At 45.1% G+C, this 18,747-nt stretch carries 9 protein-coding genes and 2 pseudogenes; 8 read left to right on the top strand and 3 right to left on the bottom strand.

The genetic code is table 11. The annotated features are described in order from the left end of the window. Nucleotides 1-13 precede the first annotated feature (13 nt). The 3 genes from L0M14_RS23860 (at nucleotide 14) to L0M14_RS23850 (ending at nucleotide 8,824) form a co-directional block, all read left to right on the top strand. Entirely contained in the window at nucleotides 14-3,226 is a 3,213-nt protein-coding gene (locus L0M14_RS23860; RefSeq protein ID WP_235118980.1) for a S8 family peptidase, read from the top strand. Nucleotides 3,227-3,502: 276 nt separating this feature from the next. Next, nucleotides 3,503-3,922, top strand: coding sequence for a hypothetical protein (locus L0M14_RS23855; RefSeq protein WP_235118979.1), 420 nt, complete (start codon nucleotides 3,503-3,505; stop codon nucleotides 3,920-3,922). A gap of 15 nt (nucleotides 3,923-3,937) precedes the next feature. Further along, nucleotides 3,938-8,824: a DUF4132 domain-containing protein gene (locus L0M14_RS23850; RefSeq protein ID WP_235118978.1), complete on the top strand. Its 4,887-nt coding sequence runs from the start codon at nucleotides 3,938-3,940 to the stop codon at nucleotides 8,822-8,824. 270 nt (nucleotides 8,825-9,094) lie between these two features. Here the strand turns inward: L0M14_RS23850 and L0M14_RS23845 are convergent, their stop codons facing one another. Together L0M14_RS23845 and L0M14_RS23840 are read right to left on the bottom strand one after the other, a co-directional pair. Next, nucleotides 9,095-9,901, bottom strand: a complete 807-nt coding sequence (locus L0M14_RS23845) for a WYL domain-containing protein (protein ID WP_235118977.1) — start codon at nucleotides 9,899-9,901, stop codon at nucleotides 9,095-9,097. Continuing rightward, nucleotides 9,888-11,205: pseudogene (locus tag L0M14_RS23840) on the bottom strand (helix-turn-helix transcriptional regulator). Before L0M14_RS23840 ends, L0M14_RS23845 begins: the two are co-directional and overlap by 14 nt. A gap of 272 nt (nucleotides 11,206-11,477) precedes the next feature. Here L0M14_RS23840 and L0M14_RS23835 point away from each other — a divergent pair. Further along, a pseudogene (locus L0M14_RS23835) lies at nucleotides 11,478-12,325 on the top strand (RtcB family protein). Between the two features lie 286 nt (nucleotides 12,326-12,611). Here the strand turns inward: L0M14_RS23835 and L0M14_RS23830 are convergent. After that, on the bottom strand, nucleotides 12,612-12,803 hold the full coding sequence (locus tag L0M14_RS23830; RefSeq protein ID WP_235118976.1) for a hypothetical protein: 192 nt from the start codon (nucleotides 12,801-12,803) through the stop codon (nucleotides 12,612-12,614). 60 nt (nucleotides 12,804-12,863) lie between these two features. On the opposite strand from L0M14_RS23830, the gene L0M14_RS23825 reads away from it, so the two are divergent. The 4 genes from L0M14_RS23825 to L0M14_RS23810 all read left to right on the top strand — a co-directional run bounded on the left by L0M14_RS23825 (nucleotide 12,864) and on the right by L0M14_RS23810 (nucleotide 18,655). Next, nucleotides 12,864-13,976 (top strand): slipin family protein, encoded by a 1,113-nt coding sequence (locus L0M14_RS23825; RefSeq protein WP_235118975.1) that lies wholly within the window; start codon nucleotides 12,864-12,866, stop codon nucleotides 13,974-13,976. An 83-nt stretch (nucleotides 13,977-14,059) separates the two neighbouring features. Continuing rightward, nucleotides 14,060-14,293 (top strand): hypothetical protein, encoded by a 234-nt coding sequence (locus tag L0M14_RS23820; RefSeq protein WP_235118974.1) that lies wholly within the window; start codon nucleotides 14,060-14,062, stop codon nucleotides 14,291-14,293. Continuing rightward, on the top strand, nucleotides 14,290-14,685 hold the full coding sequence (locus L0M14_RS23815) for a PIN domain-containing protein (protein WP_235118973.1): 396 nt from the start codon (nucleotides 14,290-14,292) through the stop codon (nucleotides 14,683-14,685). The genes L0M14_RS23820 and L0M14_RS23815 overlap by 4 nt, the downstream gene beginning before the upstream one ends. Before the next feature lie 166 nt (nucleotides 14,686-14,851). Next, entirely contained in the window at nucleotides 14,852-18,655 is a 3,804-nt protein-coding gene (locus tag L0M14_RS23810) for a hypothetical protein (protein ID WP_235118972.1), read from the top strand. The last annotated feature ends 92 nt before the right edge of the window (nucleotides 18,656-18,747 follow it).

The following is an 18,747-nucleotide window of genomic DNA, read 5'->3' as shown; positions in this document are numbered from 1 at the left end:
TAGGAGGTTTCATGTGAAGACTAGTAGACCATCAAGCAAGTTTAAGAATGGGATGATAGCTGTCTTAATGTTTGGCCTGTTAGTGGGCGGCAACTTACCTCAGGCTTATGCAGCAAATCAGCCTATAACCTTAGAATCATTCAATACGGAACACTATGATCAATCCATCATTGTACCGGGTCAAGTAATTGTAAAGTACAAGCCAAGTGCCAAGAAAAACAAGTCGTACTCAGGAAATGAGCAACTGATTTCATCCGTAGGTTCTGATCCGTTATATAACCTTCATTTCTCAGAAGATATCAGTATCGCTGATAAACTGAATGCTCTACAGAACGACCCGGAAGTCGAATACGCTGAACCCGTATTTAAAGTTAACATGATAGAGCCTGTTGCGAGCTCCGTTATACAATCCGTTTATTCCTCTAGTGATCAAGCCTATATGAAGAATTGGGGCAAAACAGTTACAGAACTCACCTATGCTACCGAACAGACTACTCCGCTTCAGAATTCAGCTGTAACCGTTGCTGTCATTGACACCGGAGTGGACCTTACGCATCCCGATCTGATTCAGTCGCTTGTACCGGGGTATGACTTTGTTAATAACCGTCCGGAGGCGCAGGATGACCATGGGCATGGCACTAATGTAGCTGGAATTATCGCAGCTCAAGCTCATGATGCAACTGGATATACAGGGGTAGCCCCTGGTGTGAAGCTGATGCCGATTAAAGTTCTGGACAAAGATGGTGGGGGAACTACAGCTGCGATTGTTCAGGGTATCCAATTCGCCATTGATCATCATGCAGACATAATTAACTTAAGCCTCGGTTGGGATATACCAAGCAAGGCGTTGCAAGATATGGTGCGAAAGGCAGCCGCCAATAATGTTCTGGTTGTTGCGGCAGCAGGGAACGATAGTAATCACTGGATCAATAATGAGGTTGGACAGCTAGATAGCGATTTTGCCCATGATACACATCGGTATGCTTATTATTCTTCCTATCCGGCGGCTTATCAGGAAGTTGTAAGTGTTGGTGCAGTTGAGCAGCTAACAGACAGTCGCCTGACGATCGCTGACTTTTCCAATATAGGTAAAATTGATGTGGTTGCACCAGGTGTAAACATCTACAGCACATATCTGAACGGAGACTACACATACATGTCAGGGACGTCACAGGCCAGCCCTTTTGTAGCCGGTTACGCTGCCCTTCTAAAAGCGTATAACAATAATTTGACCAACGAGGACCTGCGGGCGATTCTCTCTTCTATGACAAAGGGGAATTTGGTTGATACAAATCATACCTACGATTATGAAAACTTCAATAGTTATGCAGATGAAGCCGTTACTTTTCAGATGGATTATGGTCAAGGTCTTATAAACGGTAAGTTGGCTTATGAGATTCCTAGGGCTAAACTGGCAGTCGTACAAGATAATATTGCTCAAAGCCGCAGTATTACGTTTAATGCGACCTTCGAGGATCTAGGTGGAAATATCGTACCTTATGCTCGACCGGCGAATATAGATACTAGATGGTACAGAGAAGGCATCGAATCAAGAGAATTCGATTTTCTCGAAGGTCATTTTGAAAATGTGGATTTGAGTGATGGGCAGGGCACAGTAACGGTAACCCTGGATCCATCCAGTCCTACTGATGTTTATCATTACTATTTTTATGTGGACCTGCTCGATTCTAACAATTATGAAAGACGTTCGAATTATATTCATGAGGTTAGCCGACCTGCTGCACCGGTCCCAAGTCTGGCTAGCGGAACTTACACAGGAACAAAAAACATCACTTTATCTTCTTCGGTGTCTGGTGCTGATATGTATGCGCTGCTGATTGAAGGAGATCAGATTAAAGGGGCGGGCAAAGTGCTGCCTACAACCCAAATTGAGATGGATGGTCCGAACGATTTTCTTTCGGTATATTCCATGAAAAATTATGTTCAGAGTGATTATGCAGAGTACTCCTACGTTATTAATCCTGTACCTACCCCTGCTCCAGTTGCGATTGGTGGCGGCGGAGGAGGAGGAGGTGGTGGCGGTGGCAGCACAAGCCTGCCTGTGCCTGACGCTAATGGTAAGATGACGTACGATGTACAGCCGGGTCATGTCGACATGCTAGTCGAACTTGCCAAGGATGCGAAGAAGGAACTTACGTTGGATGCTACAGCCAAGCAGCATATTGATATTACAACTGTTAGCTTTGGTGCCGACATTGTGCAGAAAGCAGCAGATAAAGGGAAGCCGATCGTCATCAAAGCCAACGATGTACAGCTCATATTCCCAGTGAATGCATTACCTGTGGCAAACAAGAATGACACCGTTAAGCTCAAGGTCACATCGGAAGCTGAATCTGCACCGAAAAATTTTAAGGCTGTATCTCCAGTATTGGATTTCTCACTTAGTGAGAAGGATATACCGATTACAAGCTTTAGTACGCCGATCGAGGCTACATTCCACTATGACTCATCGAAAGTAAAAGATACTAGTAAACTTGGTGTTTACTGGTTGGATGAAAGTACTAAGACCTGGACCTACATGGGAGGTAAGGTTAATGGCGACGGCACCATTACCGTTTCATTACCTCACTTCTCAAAATATGCAGTGATGGAGAAATCTCAGGAGGCCTCTGGGACTTCGACAGGCACGGCCGACATCCAAACATTCGCCGACATCCAAGGACACTGGGCACAAAAAGACATCGAGAAGCTTGTCAGCAAGCAGATCCTCGATGGTATGAACGAGCAGTTCTTCCAGCCGGATAACCAAATGACCAGAGCACAGCTTGTTACGATCCTCAAGAAGGCTCTTCATCTCCAGGCAGCAGCCGCTGAGAAATCTTTCGAAGATGTGGCTGATGATTCTTGGTATAAGGAAGCTGTATATGCCGCATTTGCTGCAAAGATCGTAGGCGGCACAAGCGACAGTACCTTCTCACCGAAAGATAATGTTACACGTGAACAGCTAGCTATCATGATGGTTAATGCCTATTTAAACGCCACTGGAAAGAAACTTGAAGATGTTGCTGCATCTGCTCAATTGGTTAATTACGAAGATGCAAGCAATATCAACGATTGGGCCAAGCAATATGTGTCCGTAGCTACGACACTTGGTCTCCTGAACGGAGTAGATGATACTCATTTTGCACCTGCTCAAAATAGTACTCGGGCACAGGTGGCCACTGTTGTTGTGCGTTTGCTGGAGCAAGTCAAAGCAGCTAAATAGTCTTTACAAAGTATCCCTACGTCATTGTGATGTGGGGATATTTGTTTACCAACACAACTTCCAAAAAATTCTACCCAAGTAAACTTAAGGGATGATATCATGAAGTTGCAGCGTACGTTTTACAGCTGTCCAACTGCTTCACATCGAAGCTCTACGAACGAGCTCCACGACCAAACTCCATGACCAAGCTCCATAATCAAGCTCCATAATCAAGCTCCATAACCAAACCCCACAACCAATCTATACAACCAAACTCCACACAGCAAAGGAGTAGCCATGAACATTTACGCGACGGTAAAAAGTATCGGTAAACGAAAACCTTCCTTAATGAAAAAAGAATACAATCTCGCGTCAAAACCTAACACGCTAAAAGAATTACTTACTGAAGTCGTTGTTGCGCAGGTAAAGCTGTACAACGAGCGTGCTGAAGAAAGTCAGCTGATTCCTTTTCTAACGAAGGAGGATATTGAAGCTCGAGGAACCGAGGGTAAGGTAGCTTTCGGTACCCGGTATGACGAACGTCAGGCCGACGAAGCAGCGGCCGTGCATACGGCTTTGTTAGCGTTCGAAGACGGCCTGTATCGGGTGTTTATTGGCGATGAGGAGGTTACGGGGCTGGAGACCGAAATCGACATTTTGGATGGCGCAGACATTACGTTTATCAAATTTACGATGTTAGCCGGCCGACTATGGTAGAGGAGGAGTTCGAACATGCTATTCTTTCAGCGCAAAGATGAAGCGACCAAGAAGTTGGAGCAACTCATACAGGAGAATTTAGAGAAAAAACCGTACGAGCGACGTTTGGCTTACAAGGAGATCGAAACGCTTCTCAACGAGATTGATGCGAAGGGGAAGCAGGAGTCATATTTTGCCCCTCTTATCTCTATCGTGAAACAAAAGGCAGGGGATTACGAGGCGCAGGTCATGAGCTATTTAGCCACGCACATAACTGACTACCCCTACAGTATCGGATATTCGCGCCGGCCGTTTCGGACCAAGAATTTGCGTGTTCATGTGGAAGGCATGGTTCGCAAGCTTTACGCCCTCTACGATCTCACCAAGTCGGAATTTTCTCTCCTAGACTATCTCACGACGACCAGACCAGCCAATCTGGCTGACAGCTCCATGGTTTCCTATATACTTGCCTATGAACTGGATCAAAATAACCGGCAGGTCTTTGATGCCCTGAAGGACATTTTGTTTGGAGACAACAATACCGCTCTCCTCAATCGGGCGATGATTCGCGGCATTGTCTTCAGTCACCAAGCAGAAGCCCACCAGATGCTAGGACAAATGCTGATCGCAGCGCGGCTGCAGGAGGGACTTCGCCAAAGCATCGTAGAGTCTATGGATGAAGGTACCCTGGAAGCATTTACATTCATGCTCAAGATCATTATCGATCATGACTTTATTCGGTATAGCTCTGTCATCCGTGCGCTGGATGTATGGACGGGTTTAGCACTGGAGGCAGCCAACACGAGAGTGGTTAAGCAGTGCGTCGAGTATGCATACGAGTGTTTATGTGATGAGGAGCGGTGCAAGGAATGGGCCAAAGATCCGAATGTGCATAAGCTTTATTTTTCCCTTTGGGCGACTGCTGTCAGGGAAGAGAATCATCTTCCAGAACCGATGCGCCACATCATGGAGCAGGGAGACACGTACCAAAAAATCGCGGCGCAATATTTCCTGTTGCAAAGCCAAAATGATGCACTAAGGTTTGCGCTTGCTTTTCCCTATATCGAGCAGACCGAACTTGAGCTGCAGTCGCTTGTTATTCGAAACTATGTGTACAAATGGTCGAGTGTCTGGCGCTCGCATCCGGACTATGAGGTCCTTAAGCATAAACCGACCTTGGATCGGGTCCAAACGCTAGAGGATAAAGAGCTGCGAATTCGTCAATTTCATCAATTTAGAACGATGCTGTTGAACATGCCTAAGCAGGAAGTGACCGAACAATCGAAGGTTTTTGATTGGATGGCATACTCGCACACCACGGACGCTATAGCGAACAAAATGCTTTATCTCGCGGCTTATGATCTGGATGCGGAAATGATCGCTCAGGTCATTGCCCTCAAGGATCGGGTTAGCCCGGACCTGCGCAACGCATTGATCCAAACATTTACCAGCGATGCAGACAATCCTGTGCAGAGGCAGTTCCTTTTTGATTCCTTATCGGATAAAAGTATGACCAATCGCGAGGCAGCATTGAAGCGTATTCATAACATGCGCCTTACCCCACAGGACACCGTAACCGTTCAAGGTCTGTTGAAGCTGAAGACCGGCGCGCTGCGTCAAAGCGCTATGAAGATCCTTTTGAAGCAAGACCACGAGCTGTTAGATCAATCTCTTGAGACGCTGCTGGATAGTCCGCTTGAATTACAGCGGTTAGGTGCGCTCGAAATGCTCTGTGTGCTGAAGGAAGATGAGGAAAGGCATGCACAGTTTGAGCAGGTTAGTCATCATTTAGCAGCTATTCAAGAACCCTCCGATAAAGAACGACCGCTGGTAGAACGACTACGCCAGAAGGAACAATTGGGGCTGCATAGCGGGTTCGGTTTATACGATCCGCATAAGAAGCAGGAGCTTTATAAGCTGCACGATTATGCTGAGATTCAAGTCAAGGATTTCTTTGACCTGTCAGCCGACAAGATCAAGGCGTTTTTACAAGGCTTGTCGGAGCTGGTTCATAAGCACAGAGATTATGAATACAAATGTGAAAGATACAGCGGGAGCAAGGAAAGCTTGTTGCTGGGAGCACGGCTTGATCGGCTAAAGGGTTTCCAGAAGCAGGATCACGAAGCATCGCACTTGGAAGGGTATCCATTGGCGGAGGTATGGGACCAATACTTAAGAGAAAGCGGCTTTACAGCCAAAGAGCTGATTCAAATCGTCTTTTATCTTAGCTCCGATTCCTTGTATAAATACGATGCAGATAAGCTGACAGGCTGGGAAGTAAACCGCTATAAGCCCCTTGGAGAATGGGGGAAGAAGGTTTTATCTAAGCTATATCCGATGAAAACGATCCATACTTTCTTCGACTTTAGCGCCAATCTCGAGTATATGCAGCAGGTTCACTCTCTCGTATTCGCCTATTTTCATGACAGTGATATCCAAGAACGCTTCACTATATCAAGCAGGATCTTAAATAAAATCATCAATGCTCTACAGAAGCAGGATGTTAAGGACAGTTCGAAAGCATGGGGCTTCTTTTATTCGCCGTGGATCTCTTGGGCAGGCAATGCCGTTTATGACGATCGCTCGTTTTTGGAGTATTATGCTATGAAGCTCAATCTCGATATCCTAACAGACTACGAAGAGTTTCGTCTTGAGCTAAAGGACCTTGTCAGGGCACTTGAGTTGGGGCTTATCAACGATAACACGATGTATCAGGAACTTATGATTCGTGAGCGAAGAAGCCAATGGCATATGAGAACCATCACAGAAAAAAGGGAGGATTTTGCCAACAAGTTTCCCGCGATCCAGCGATTTAAGGAACGTATCCTTTCCGTCATACTGGAGCTGGAGCTCAACCGGGGCGACCTGCCAACGGATGTATCCCATCTGGCCATGGGAATCTCCTATTATGAGGGTATGGAGTATTTCGTCGCGATTTTAACTGCCCTGAGCCAGGAAACGTTTGTGCGCGGGTACATTTACGGTAATCGAAGTAAAAAAGAAGCTCTCAGCCATCTTCTTCGCGTCTGTCATCCGAAAGAAGGGGATGATGTACAGAAGCTTACGGAGATGCTGCGAGGAAGAAATATTTCAGAGAAAAGGCTGTTGGAAGCAGCTATGTATGCCCCCCAATGGATCGAGCTTATTTCGGAGTATTTACAATGGGAGGGGCTGCGAAGTGCCGCCTGGTATTTCCATGCTCACGTGAATGAAAACTTTTCTGCGGAGAAAGAGACGATCGTTGCTCATTATTCCTCGATCTCGCCAACGGAGTTTAACGATGGAGCTTTTGATATCCGCTGGTTTATGGAAGCGTACCGGGAACTGGGGGAGAAACGTTTCCATATGCTGTACCAGTGTGCGAAATACATATCCGCAGGAGCCAATCATCGCAGGTCCCAGCTGTTCGCAGACGCTGTCCTGGGCAAGCTGGATGCAGCTGAAATTCGAACTTCTGTGGAGTTCAAGCGGAATAAAGATCATTTACTCAGCTATAGTCTAATTCCGATCGGTGAAAGCGGCGACAGGGAGGTGCTGGAGAGATATGAATACATTCAGCAGTTTCTCAAAGAGAGCAAAACATTCGGTGCACAGCGCAGCGCGAGTGAAGCGAAGGCTGCAGCTATTGCTCTTGATAATCTATCCCGCAATGCCGGCTATTCGGATGTGATTCGACTTAAATGGGACATGGAAGCCAGAAAAATGGAAGATGTCCTTCATTTGTTGGAACCGACAGCCGTTGATGAGCTGCAGGTGAGGATCGTGATTGATGAGATCGGGTGGGCGGACCTGGAGGCAAGCAAACAAGGTAAGACGTTGAAAGCTGTGCCATCGAAATATAACAAGCATCCCTACGTGATATCTCTAAAAGAAACCATAAGCAGCCTCAGGGAACAAAACAAACGAGCCAAACGGGAATTTGAGAAATCCATGGAGTCAGAAAGCATGTTTACCCATCATGAGCTCTCCAATTTGATGAACAATCCGACGATCGCGCCTATTCTTCGTACGCTTGTATTTAAAACTGGTGAAGCACTTGGCTTTTATGCAGAGGGGTGTTTGGAAAGCCCGGACGGTGAAACCTATCGATTAAACGCGGAAGATACGCTATGCATCGCTCACCCTTTGCATTTGTACCAAAGCGGCCAGTGGAGCAAGTATCAGAAATTCTTATTCGACAAGCAGTTGAAGCAGCCGTTCAAGCAGGTGTTCAGAGAGCTGTATCTGCCTAACCAAGATGAGCTCGAGAGCGGCTCGGTTTCAAGACGATACGCGGGTCATCAAATTCAGCCTAAACGGGCTGTGGCCCTCTTGAAAAACAGACTCTGGACGGTCAGCTATGAAGAAGGACTGCAGAAGGTGTATCACAAGGAGAATATCATCGCGCAGGTGTATGCCTTGGCGGATTGGTTCGCTCCATCGGATATTGAAGCGCCAACGCTCGAAACCGTCTCCTTTATCGACCGGAAGACTTATAAGCCTCTGGAGCTGAGTGCGATACCAGGCATCATCTTCTCTGAAATTATGCGCGATGTAGACTTGGTAGTAAGCACGGCGCACGCAGGTGGAGTCGATCCTGAAGCAAGTCTGACCACCATCGAGCTTCGCAAAGTTATCGTCACTGAATCTTTAAGGCTGATGAAAATTGGCAATGTACGTCTGGATGGGAATTTTGCCCGTATTACAGGATCTCTCGGAGAATACGGTGTTCACTTAGGAAGCGGCACTGTCCAAAAGCAAGCAGCCGGCAGCTTATATATCTTGCCGGTCCACTCCCAGCATCGAGGTAAGCTGTTCCTGCCCTTCATCGACGAAGACCCGAAAACATCGGAGATATTGTCCAAGATTGTGATGCTGGCGCAAGATACGAAGATCAAGGATCCGCAAATTCTAGAGCAGCTTAGAGGACCACAGTACGTGTAACAACGCTTATCATTTTAAAAAATGCCTCTGCAGCATCAATCTGCAGAGGCTTGAGTTTGTTGATAAAGCAGGTGTCATTCCGAGCTTCAGTAGCTTTTCTCCGAGCGCTGTTGACATTTTGTTATTCGATTGAAATAAGATCCTTATAAGGAGATAACAAAACTGTCAAAGGCGCCCGCTACCGCTTCTCCGAAAACTACTGAGCCCTCCATTTCCCTTTATCAACGGTTTGAAGCCTCTGCAGCATCAATCTGCAGAGGCTTCTCATTTTCACTCAGCCAATTCCCCATATCGCGCCAAAGCCTTCATCGAAGCCTCCAGCATCCGTTTTCTCAAATACCAGCCTTCGATGACCCGCACCCGCTTGCCGAGAAAGCGGATTTTAGACAGCAAATATTCCATCTCATCTCCCATCAAACGAATGCGGATTCGGTAAGTATCCGTCTTCTCCTCATAATCAACCGCCTTGTCGAAGCAGGAGAAAGCATACAAAATCCGTGATAATTCCCGGTTATACTCTCGGTCTACCTCGACAGTCACTTCCGTTTTTCTAGCTTCTAGCGTTTGCTTAATCCATGCAAAAAGATCGGAGGCAGTAGCCGGGTCGATGGACTCGTAGCTGACGGAATCGATCTTGTTCAGTCTGGTGCTCATGAAGGCACGATGGCGGAGATGATACCAGAGCAGATACCATTCCCGTTTGACCATGGAATATTCTAAATGGTAAGGAAGTCCGCTTACTTCGGAGCAAATCGTCCCATTCTTTAACCGGTATGAAATTCGCATGCCTGATCGATTCATAATTAGGCGCCGAAGCGGGCGCAAGAGCGGATGGTATACCGGCTGCTCGGAGACATTCGCCTTTTCAACCAGATGCCCCGATACATCGAGCTGCGAGTCTCCATCCAGCATGGCAGCAAGCTTCTGCAGCGTATCCGGCGCGAAAGCTTCGGCGGCAGCAGGATGCTGAAGCATCAGCCGCAGCCAGGCCCGTTCCTGTGAGGTGACCACGAAGGTGCCGGAGTCCTCTAAGCGCGACAGAATTTGATAGTTGAAAATCTTTTCAAATAGATTCATAGTAAGCGCGGATCTCCTTCCATTCGGCAATCATCTCGCGGCGTAGATGCGCCGGCTCCAGCACTTCGCAGCTCGAACCGAAGCTTCGCAGCCAGGGCTTGATTTCCAAGACCCCATTCACCTCGATTTCGAAAATAAACGAGTGCTCATCTTCCTGAGTGATTTGCCCCCACTGCCCTTGGAGGAGAACCCGCTCTTTAATAAAATCCTGGTCTGACGGACCGGGTTTAAAGAATCGGGCTTTCACGGTAACGGTTCGTCCCGTATCAATGAGCCAGCTGTATTGTATACTTCTTTCTAAAGCGGCGAGCTGGCTTTGAAAGGTCTGTTCATCGACAGCATCCTTCTCCTCAATTTGGGTCATGCCCTCCACACGGAATTTGGTAATCCCCGTTCGGCCTACACCGAGCAAATACCACCGGCCATATTGATGGTCGTAGACGATTTTCAGCGGTGTAGCCACAACTTGATTGCCCTCCCCCTCCGATTCACGTTCAAATAAGGGGTTCGTATTTTTGGCTCTGTAGCTTTTCTTTGTTTTGGGCGAGAAATAGAGAAAGGTTACTCTTCTCCGGTTACGTATGGCAGCAAGTAACGGATAGAGATGGGCCTCATCCAGGATGCGGGAGGGATAGTGATACTTGTACTGAAATGGCTCCATGACATGCTTCGCTGCATCATTTCGAAGAAAATGATTTTTTTAAGCCCTCCCGAAGCAGGTAGCCCTGTACGGAAGGAATTTGGGTATTGGACATGATATCTACAAAATCATACAGATCCAGGAGTTCTTCATTCGTTAAATCCTGAAGGAAGTCGTTCCGAATACCGAAGCGGTATGGTCGGGTTTGAGATTCCCGCTGAATGACGCCGACTTCTTCCAAATATTTGAGATCGCTTCGAATCGTCTTTTCGTCCGGCAGGGATGACTCGGGAGGCATTTCACCAGAGCATAGATCCATGAGCTCCGCAGCGGTAAGCGCTTGTTCCTTAAGGGCGCTCAAGATCAGCGAGAGGCGCATGCTTTCCGATTCTTTTACGGATTTGGCCCGGAAAACAAACAGGAGCATCGGATCGGTTGAGTCCCGATATTTGAACTGAAGCGTATCTTCCCATTCTTTGCTGTGCTCTTCGGGCAGACGTTGGTAGAGGGTAGTTACGACATCTTTAAGCTTGCGGATGGTTTTATCAAAGGTATGGACAGAAATGCCCAGCCGCTCCGCGAATTGCTGCCTGCTGTAGGCTCCGCTTGTCAGCGCCAGCATACGCAGGAATTGAATCTCTTTATCAAAGCTTTCCTTGGCCATGGCAGTTCCTCCGACTCTATCCCAATTCTTTCCTAATTGTAACAGGGGAGAAAGAGAAGGTGAATTGGAAATAATTCCTTATGGTCGTAATACTTTCGCCATGTTCATTACCGTTCATTTCGGCGAAGATAGTAACAGATGATTCTCCTTGAAGGAATAAGGAGGCAGTAAGGTTGATGCAACATGGAAGGCAGCGGCACAATGGGATATATATGTTAGCGGATGGTTATTTAATAGCATGAAAGATTGATGTGATAAAGGAGCAGATGATCATGGCTTATCAGTCGATAGATGGCGTGAGAGTATGGGGCAAGGCGGATGAAAGCGCACTGGCCCAAGCCAAAATGTGTGCGAGCACCGGACGCGTGGCACAAGCTCTGCTGATGGCGGACCATCACAAAGGGTACAGTCAGCCGATTGGCGGTGTGATCGCCTATGAGGGGCAAATTTCACCCTCGGGTGTCGGCTATGATATTGCCTGCGGGAACAAGGCGGTTCGGACGAATATCCACATTCAAGAGGCAATGCCTCACTTGAGCCGCTGGATGGATGAGATTGCACGTAAAGTTTCGTTTGGTATAGGGCGGGCTAATAGTGAGAAGGTCGATCATGAGCTGTTCGATGATCCGCGGAAGCGGAATTCGAGGTGCACAATCATCATAATTTTGCCTGGATGGAGGAGCACGAAGGTAAGCAGACGGTAGTGGTTCGCAAGGGGGCAACGCCTTCGGCGCCAGGACAATTGGGCTTTATTGGTGGAAGTATGGGGGACATATCGGTCATCGTACAGGGGAAGGATTCCGCGGAGAACAGGGACGCTTATTACAGCACCGTACATGGAGCCGGTAGAATTATGAGCCGTACCCAAGCTGCCGGCAAAATGAATTGGAAAACGAAGTCCCGCAGCGGCGGTCAAATCTCCATAGAACAAATGCTGGAAGCCGTCCGTAAGTACGGCGTAGAGCTCCGCGGCGCGGGGACGGATGAGAGTCCTTTTGTGTACCGGAAGCTGCAAGAGGTCCTGGATGCTCACTCGGAAACCATCGAAATTCTTCATGTGTTGAAGCCGATCGGGGTATGCATGGCGGGAGCCGACGAATTTGATCCTTACAAGGATTGATAATTAACTTTTCAAACCTTACCTTCAGGTACTACAGCAATCATGCTGTTTACTATACATTTTGGGTGTTGTGAGGAAGCTCGTTACCCAGGTCAGGATCTCCACATGATCCGGCAGTACTTGTCACTCTGTGAACAGGTATTCTGTAACGCCGCTTTCGGCAGCACTCTCACAAGTTGAATGGGTTCAATTCCCATATCGCCTGTCAAGCGATTCGCTCAGTGGTAGAGCACTCGACTTTTCATCGAGCAGAAGAACAATCTATGAGACCTCTTATCGGGAGCCCTCAGCCTACCTTCGGGCGGGCACTGAGAATGATGCTTTGCAGCCATGCGGATACCGGATCAGAACAAAGTGCGACCCCGCCAGATAGCAGGATGAGCGTATGCGAGCTGAAGGTGAGTTCACATCGAGATCCCCACATTTTGCGGTCAAGCACAGGCATGATGATCCTTAAGATCGGCTCCGCATCGGACACAGGAGGATTCCCTTTAAATAAGGTCAAATCACACACATTCCGTGTAGCGGGAGGTCTATTATGTTGAAAAGATACATCGTCAAATCCGACGAACGAGGTTTACTCTTTAAAAAAGGCAGCTACATGAAGCGTCTGCAGCCGGGCGTTTACCGTCCTGCGCCATTTTCCGATGATGAAATCGTGCTATTGAATGTAACCAAGCCTTTTCATGTGCAAGGGAAAGACTTGAACCTATTTTTACAAGACCAGCGGCTGCTTGACGAGCTTACGGTCATCCATGTTCAGGATCATGAGTACGCGCTTCATTATGAAGATGGGAAGTTCGTATCGCTTTTGACAGCAGGCAAATATGCATTCTGGAATGTGCTGAAGCGCCATGAATTTACTCGGGTCGATATCCGTCAGCCTGAGATTGGACCTGAGATAGATCGAGCGATCCTGGCGAAGGTCGCAGGCTATTTCTATACGTCTGAAGTGGCCAACTACGAGACAGGGATGCTTTTTTACAACAATGTGATGCAAAAGCAGCTCACCCCGGGGAAGTATTACTTCTGGAAGGGACCCGTCCTAGCATCGGTCAATACCGTAGATTTGCGGCGGCAGCAGCTGGATATGACCGGGCAGGAAATCATGACGGAAGACAAAGTGACGCTTCGCCTGAACTTCGTCTGCCAGTACCAAATCACGGATCCGCTGCGTGCGCTGGAGATCAAATCCTTTGAGGAACAAATCTATGTGCTGCTGCAGCTGATTCTCCGTGAGTATGTAGGAACCTTGAAGCTTGACGATCTGCTGCGGATGAAGCAGGAGATTGCGGCCTTTGTGCTATCCCGTCTGAACGACAAAAGCGAGGAGTACGGAATCAAATTCCTTTCCGCAGGCGTCAAGGACATCATCCTTCCGGGAGATATCAAAGAGATCTTGAACACTGTGCTTCTAGCGGAAAAGAAAGCCCAAGCGAACCTGATCACCCGCCGTGAAGAAACAGCCTCCACCCGCAGCCTGCTGAATACAGCGAAGCTGATGGACGAGAACCAGACCTTGTTCCGCTTGAAGGAGCTCGAATTCCTTGAGAAAATTTGCGAGAAAATCGGCACCATTTCACTTACAGGCGGAGGCAATCTGCTGGAGCAGCTGAATTCGCTGTTAGGTGGGGGTAAGCAGGCAGGATAAGGGGGAGCCATGAGCGTATTGGTGTCTGTGGCATGAAAGCATGTGGTATAATGAATATATAAAAAGGGATTGGAGGGATACCGTTGATCCCCAAAAAGATTGATCTTCAAACTGCAAATGCTATTAAAGTTATGCTTCAAAAATTTCAGATAACTCACTCCCGGGTGACCATTGATCTTGAAAGACAAACCGTTGAAGCCGAAGATGATGAGTATTCCATCGATGATCTTCTTGAGGCTGCGGGGACTTTAACACCGGACAGAGGCAAAGAACTACTTGATGAAGTGAAACGCTCACGTGAGGAATGGGATTCATGAGTCGAGGTTATTTACTTGACACAAATATCGCGATAGCCATATTGATTAACGAGAAAAACGTAATCGATTTTATCAAGCAAGCTGCGAGAGATAAAATGTCTATCTACTTTTCTACGATTACAGAATGTGAAGTATTCGCGGGTTTAAAACCAGAGGAACAACTGCGTGCAGAAAAGCTATTTACCTCAAGGAGATGTTTAGAGGTGACTTCGGAGAGTGCAAAGCTAGCCGGGATCATTCGTAGGGAGCAGAAAGCAAAAAGGCGTAAGCTTAAAACACCTGATGCTATCATTATTGCAACTGCTATGGTTAATGAATTAACTTTATTGTCTCGAGATTCCGATATGAATTTTGTCCAAAACGAGCTTGGTGTTTCTTTAATAAAAATATAAATCCGGTTTTAATTTTACCGTCTATCACGAGATAAGTGAAAGGACGGTTTATTCTTGTTCTAGTAAACAATTTTCATAAATGGAGAATAAGAATTTTGATAAATAACATGAGCCTAGTATTGAAAAAAGAGAATTTAGTCGTTTGAAATAGGGGTGACAGCTGATCATGCTTGAAATTTCTGGAGAAGATATAAAACACTTAAGTGATGTTGATCTTCGGGCACTTATCGGACTTTTATGTGAGGCTGAATTGTATTCTATAGGATTACCAACATCGGGTGTAACTTGGGGTGGACATCATAATGCCAAAGATGGGGGATTAGATGTTAGGGTTGAACTGAACTCAACATTTCATAATGATAGTTACATACCACGGTCAAATACTGGATTTCAAGTAAAGAAACCTGATATGCCATCCGCGAAAATAAAAGAAGAAATGCGCCCAGATGGAGAATTGCGCGAAGTAATTAATGAATTAGCTGCTGCTAATGGTGCATATATCATTGTAAGTAGTCAAGGCTCTACATCAGATTTAGCACTTATGAAGAGAAGAAGGGCGATGCAGGAAGCAATCTCAGACAGTCCGTATGCAGCAACGATAAAACTCGATTTTTATGACCGGGATAGAGTAGCTGCCTGGGTGAGATGTCATCCTTCACTTATTCTTTGGGTTAGAGGTAAGATAGGTCGTCCGATTCAAGGTTGGAGGCCTTTTGAGAATTGGTCTAATCCCTTAGGAGAATTGAACGAAGAGTATCTTACAGATGGTCACATTCGTCTGTATAGTAGTACAACACGTCTATCCGAAGGGCTATCTGTTAAAGATGGTATAAACAATCTTCGTGTAACTCTAAATAAGCCTGGATCTGTAGTACGTTTAGTTGGCCTGTCTGGAGTTGGTAAAACGCGGTTATTGCAAGCGCTATTTGATGAAAGGATCGGAGAAAACGCCTTAGACAAGACCAAAGTTTTTTATTGCGATATCGCTAATCGTCCTATCCCGGATCCGCAGAATTTTGCTGAACAATTAGTAGCTACTCGAAAATATTCTTTATTGGCAATCGATAATTGTCCACCGAGTTTGCATAAGCCACTAACAACAATATGTTTGGCAAATGGTAGTCAAGTAAGTTTGATTACTATTGAATATGATGTAAGAGAAGATCAACCGGAAGAAACAGAGGTTTTTCGATTAGAACCTGCTTCTAAGGAAATAGTGGAAAAGGTTATTCAGATTCGCTTTCCGCATATTAATGAAGTTTGTACTAGAATTGTTGCTAATTTTTCAGGAGGAAATGCACGTATTGCTATCGCACTATGTAAAACGATTTCTCACGGTGATGATGTTTCTCATCTAAAGGATGAGGATCTATTCACGAGATTATTTTTACAGCGAAATGAGCCTAGTGATGATCTATTTAGTGTTGCTAAGGTTTGTTCACTTGTTTATTCTTTTAACTGCCAAATTGATCAAGGTAAAGATGGTGAATTAGAAATCCTAAGCTCTATTATAGGAATCCCCGTGCTGAAACTATATCAATTTGTTAAGGAATTACAACGCCGCGAGTTAGTTCAGCAACGTGGCATATGGAGAGCAGTGTTGCCACATGCTGTTGCTAACAGGTTGGCAAAACGTGCACTTGAAGATATTCCTGTTGAGTTTATCTTGAATATTTTTGGAAATCGGGCATCAGAAAGACTTATGAGATCATTCTCCCGACGTCTTAGATACCTTCATGATTGCAAAGCGGCAAGGGAAATAAGTAGAATGTGGTTAGTTGAAGAAGGACTTTTGGGGGATGTTTTGAGTTTAGACTCATTAGGGATAGATTTATTAATTAATGTTGCGCCTATTGATCCTGAAAAAACACTAGAAGCAATTGAAAGAGCAGCTAATAAAAAAGGAAGCGAGTGGTTTTTTAGTCGCGAGAACCATCATTATTTACAAATTACGAGACTTTTGAGGTCTTTAGCATATGAAAAAGAAATGTTTATCCGATCAACTGATTTACTTTGCCACTTTGCGTTATCAGAAAGACAGAATGAAAATCAGAACTCTATAAGAAAATCGCTCCAATCGCTGTTTTATATAAAGCTTTCGGGTACTCATGCTACGGCCGTTCAGAGGCTAAGTGTCATTGAGAGGTTGTTGTATTCAAAGCAAAACGAAAAGATTGAGTTAGGATTCTCTTTGTTAAGTGCTTCTCTCCAAGCATGGAGTATTAGTTCATATAATGATTTCGAATTTGGTGCACATTCAAGGGACTATGGTTATTTCCCTCAAACAAATGATGGAGTAATTCGATGGTTCAAGTTGTTTATTGACTATGCTGTTAACGTTAGTATCTCAGATTTGGGGTTCTCGAACAAAGCAATGAATCTATTAGCTGAAAGGTTTAGGGAACTCTGGGTAGGTGTTGGTATGTTCGACGAATTATATTCGGCTGCTATCACTATCTCGAAGAAATTTGTATGGAAAGAGGGATGGATAGCTGTAAAGTCCATCCTCAGGTATGATAACAAGGAAATGAGTACTGAAATAATAAAACAATTAGAAGAATTGGAACGTATACTAATACCATCAACGTTAATTGAGCGAGCAAGATTGTACGCTTTTTCAAAAGGTCATCCATACGATTTAATTGATGTACTTGAAGATGACGACGAAGATCCCGAAAAAAGTTATGAAATGGTAGATAAAATAACACGATCAATAGGTAAGGAAGTAGGCCTGAACGAGGAAATTTATATAGAATTGCTTCCAGAGCTCTTATCTGAATCAGGGAATAGATTATTTTATTTCGGTCAAGGTCTCGCTGAAGGGTGTAGTAACCCTAAAATGGTATGGGAGATCTTAAGAATCTATTTGCAAAAAATTGATGAATCAAAACGTAACTATCAAGCTGTTGGAGGATTTTTAGATGAGCTGTCTCTTAGAGATACACAATTATGTAACGATCTTTTGAATACAGCAGTTGTCGATCCAGTATGGAGTGCAGCTTTTCCTTTATTACAGAGTAGCACGCAGTTAGATTCAAAAGGTGTTGAAAGACTTAAGCAATCACTAGTAGTTGGGAAAGCACCTATGTGGATGTATAGACAATTAGCTTATGCAAGAAGGCATGAAATTAGTGATTTTGAGCTTTCAGAACTACTAACATTAATTTCTAATAATGAAGAAGGGATAACTGTATCTATTGAACTTCTATATATGAGAATTCACCGACAGAATGTTGATCAAATAAGTAAAATTATCAAGGAGTCTGCTTATGAGCTTATTTCTCGTTATCTTTTTTTACGAAAAGATAACTCTATTCATAGTTTGGATTCAAAGCTGTCGACAATCATAAAAATTTGTATGAAAGATAGAGGTTCAACGGAACTGGTTCGATTTTTATGCTCGAGACTTCTTAAAGCATTCATAGAGCACGACATTTATTCCACGGATTATGACGATGTGCTCGTGGCACTTGCAGCTACCCAACCAATTGTTTTCATGGATACGTTTCTGAACGAGGAAACAATAGACGATATGTATTGGATCTTCCATAGTATTAGACCTAAAAATCCATTAGCACATATTGATGATGAAATACTTCTCGATTGGTGTAAAGAAGAACCTACACAAAGGTTCATAACAGCTGCTTCAATACTTATGCCTTATAAATCGATGGAAGATAATGGGGTAGTTTGTTGGACAAAATTAGCAAAACAATTTATTATACAAGCGCCAAGCCCTGTAGAAGTACTTAATCATTTCAAAGAATCTTTTAGACCACCATCATGGAGTGGATCCCTAGCTAATATTTTACAGACTCGTCTAGCTTTACTAACTGAACTTAAAGGCCATGAAAACGTCATGGTAGCTGAGTGGGCAATAAAAGAAGAAGTTAATTTTGAGCAAAGCATTCGAAAAGTGAGAGAATGGGAACAGACACGGGACAGTAATAGAAATGAGGCGTTTGAATAGTCAATTGTCAGGTGCGTCAATAGAGCAATTTACAAGGTTCATTCTTTCTTTAATCATAGCTATAGGGGAACAAGCTGATTTTCATATCATAA

The organism is Paenibacillus hexagrammi (genome assembly GCF_021513275.1).
GTDB classification, from domain to species: domain Bacteria; phylum Bacillota; class Bacilli; order Paenibacillales; family NBRC-103111; genus Paenibacillus_E; species Paenibacillus_E hexagrammi.
Note: the sequence above shows the minus strand (reverse complement) of the source record. Positions and strands in the feature narration are given on the sequence as shown.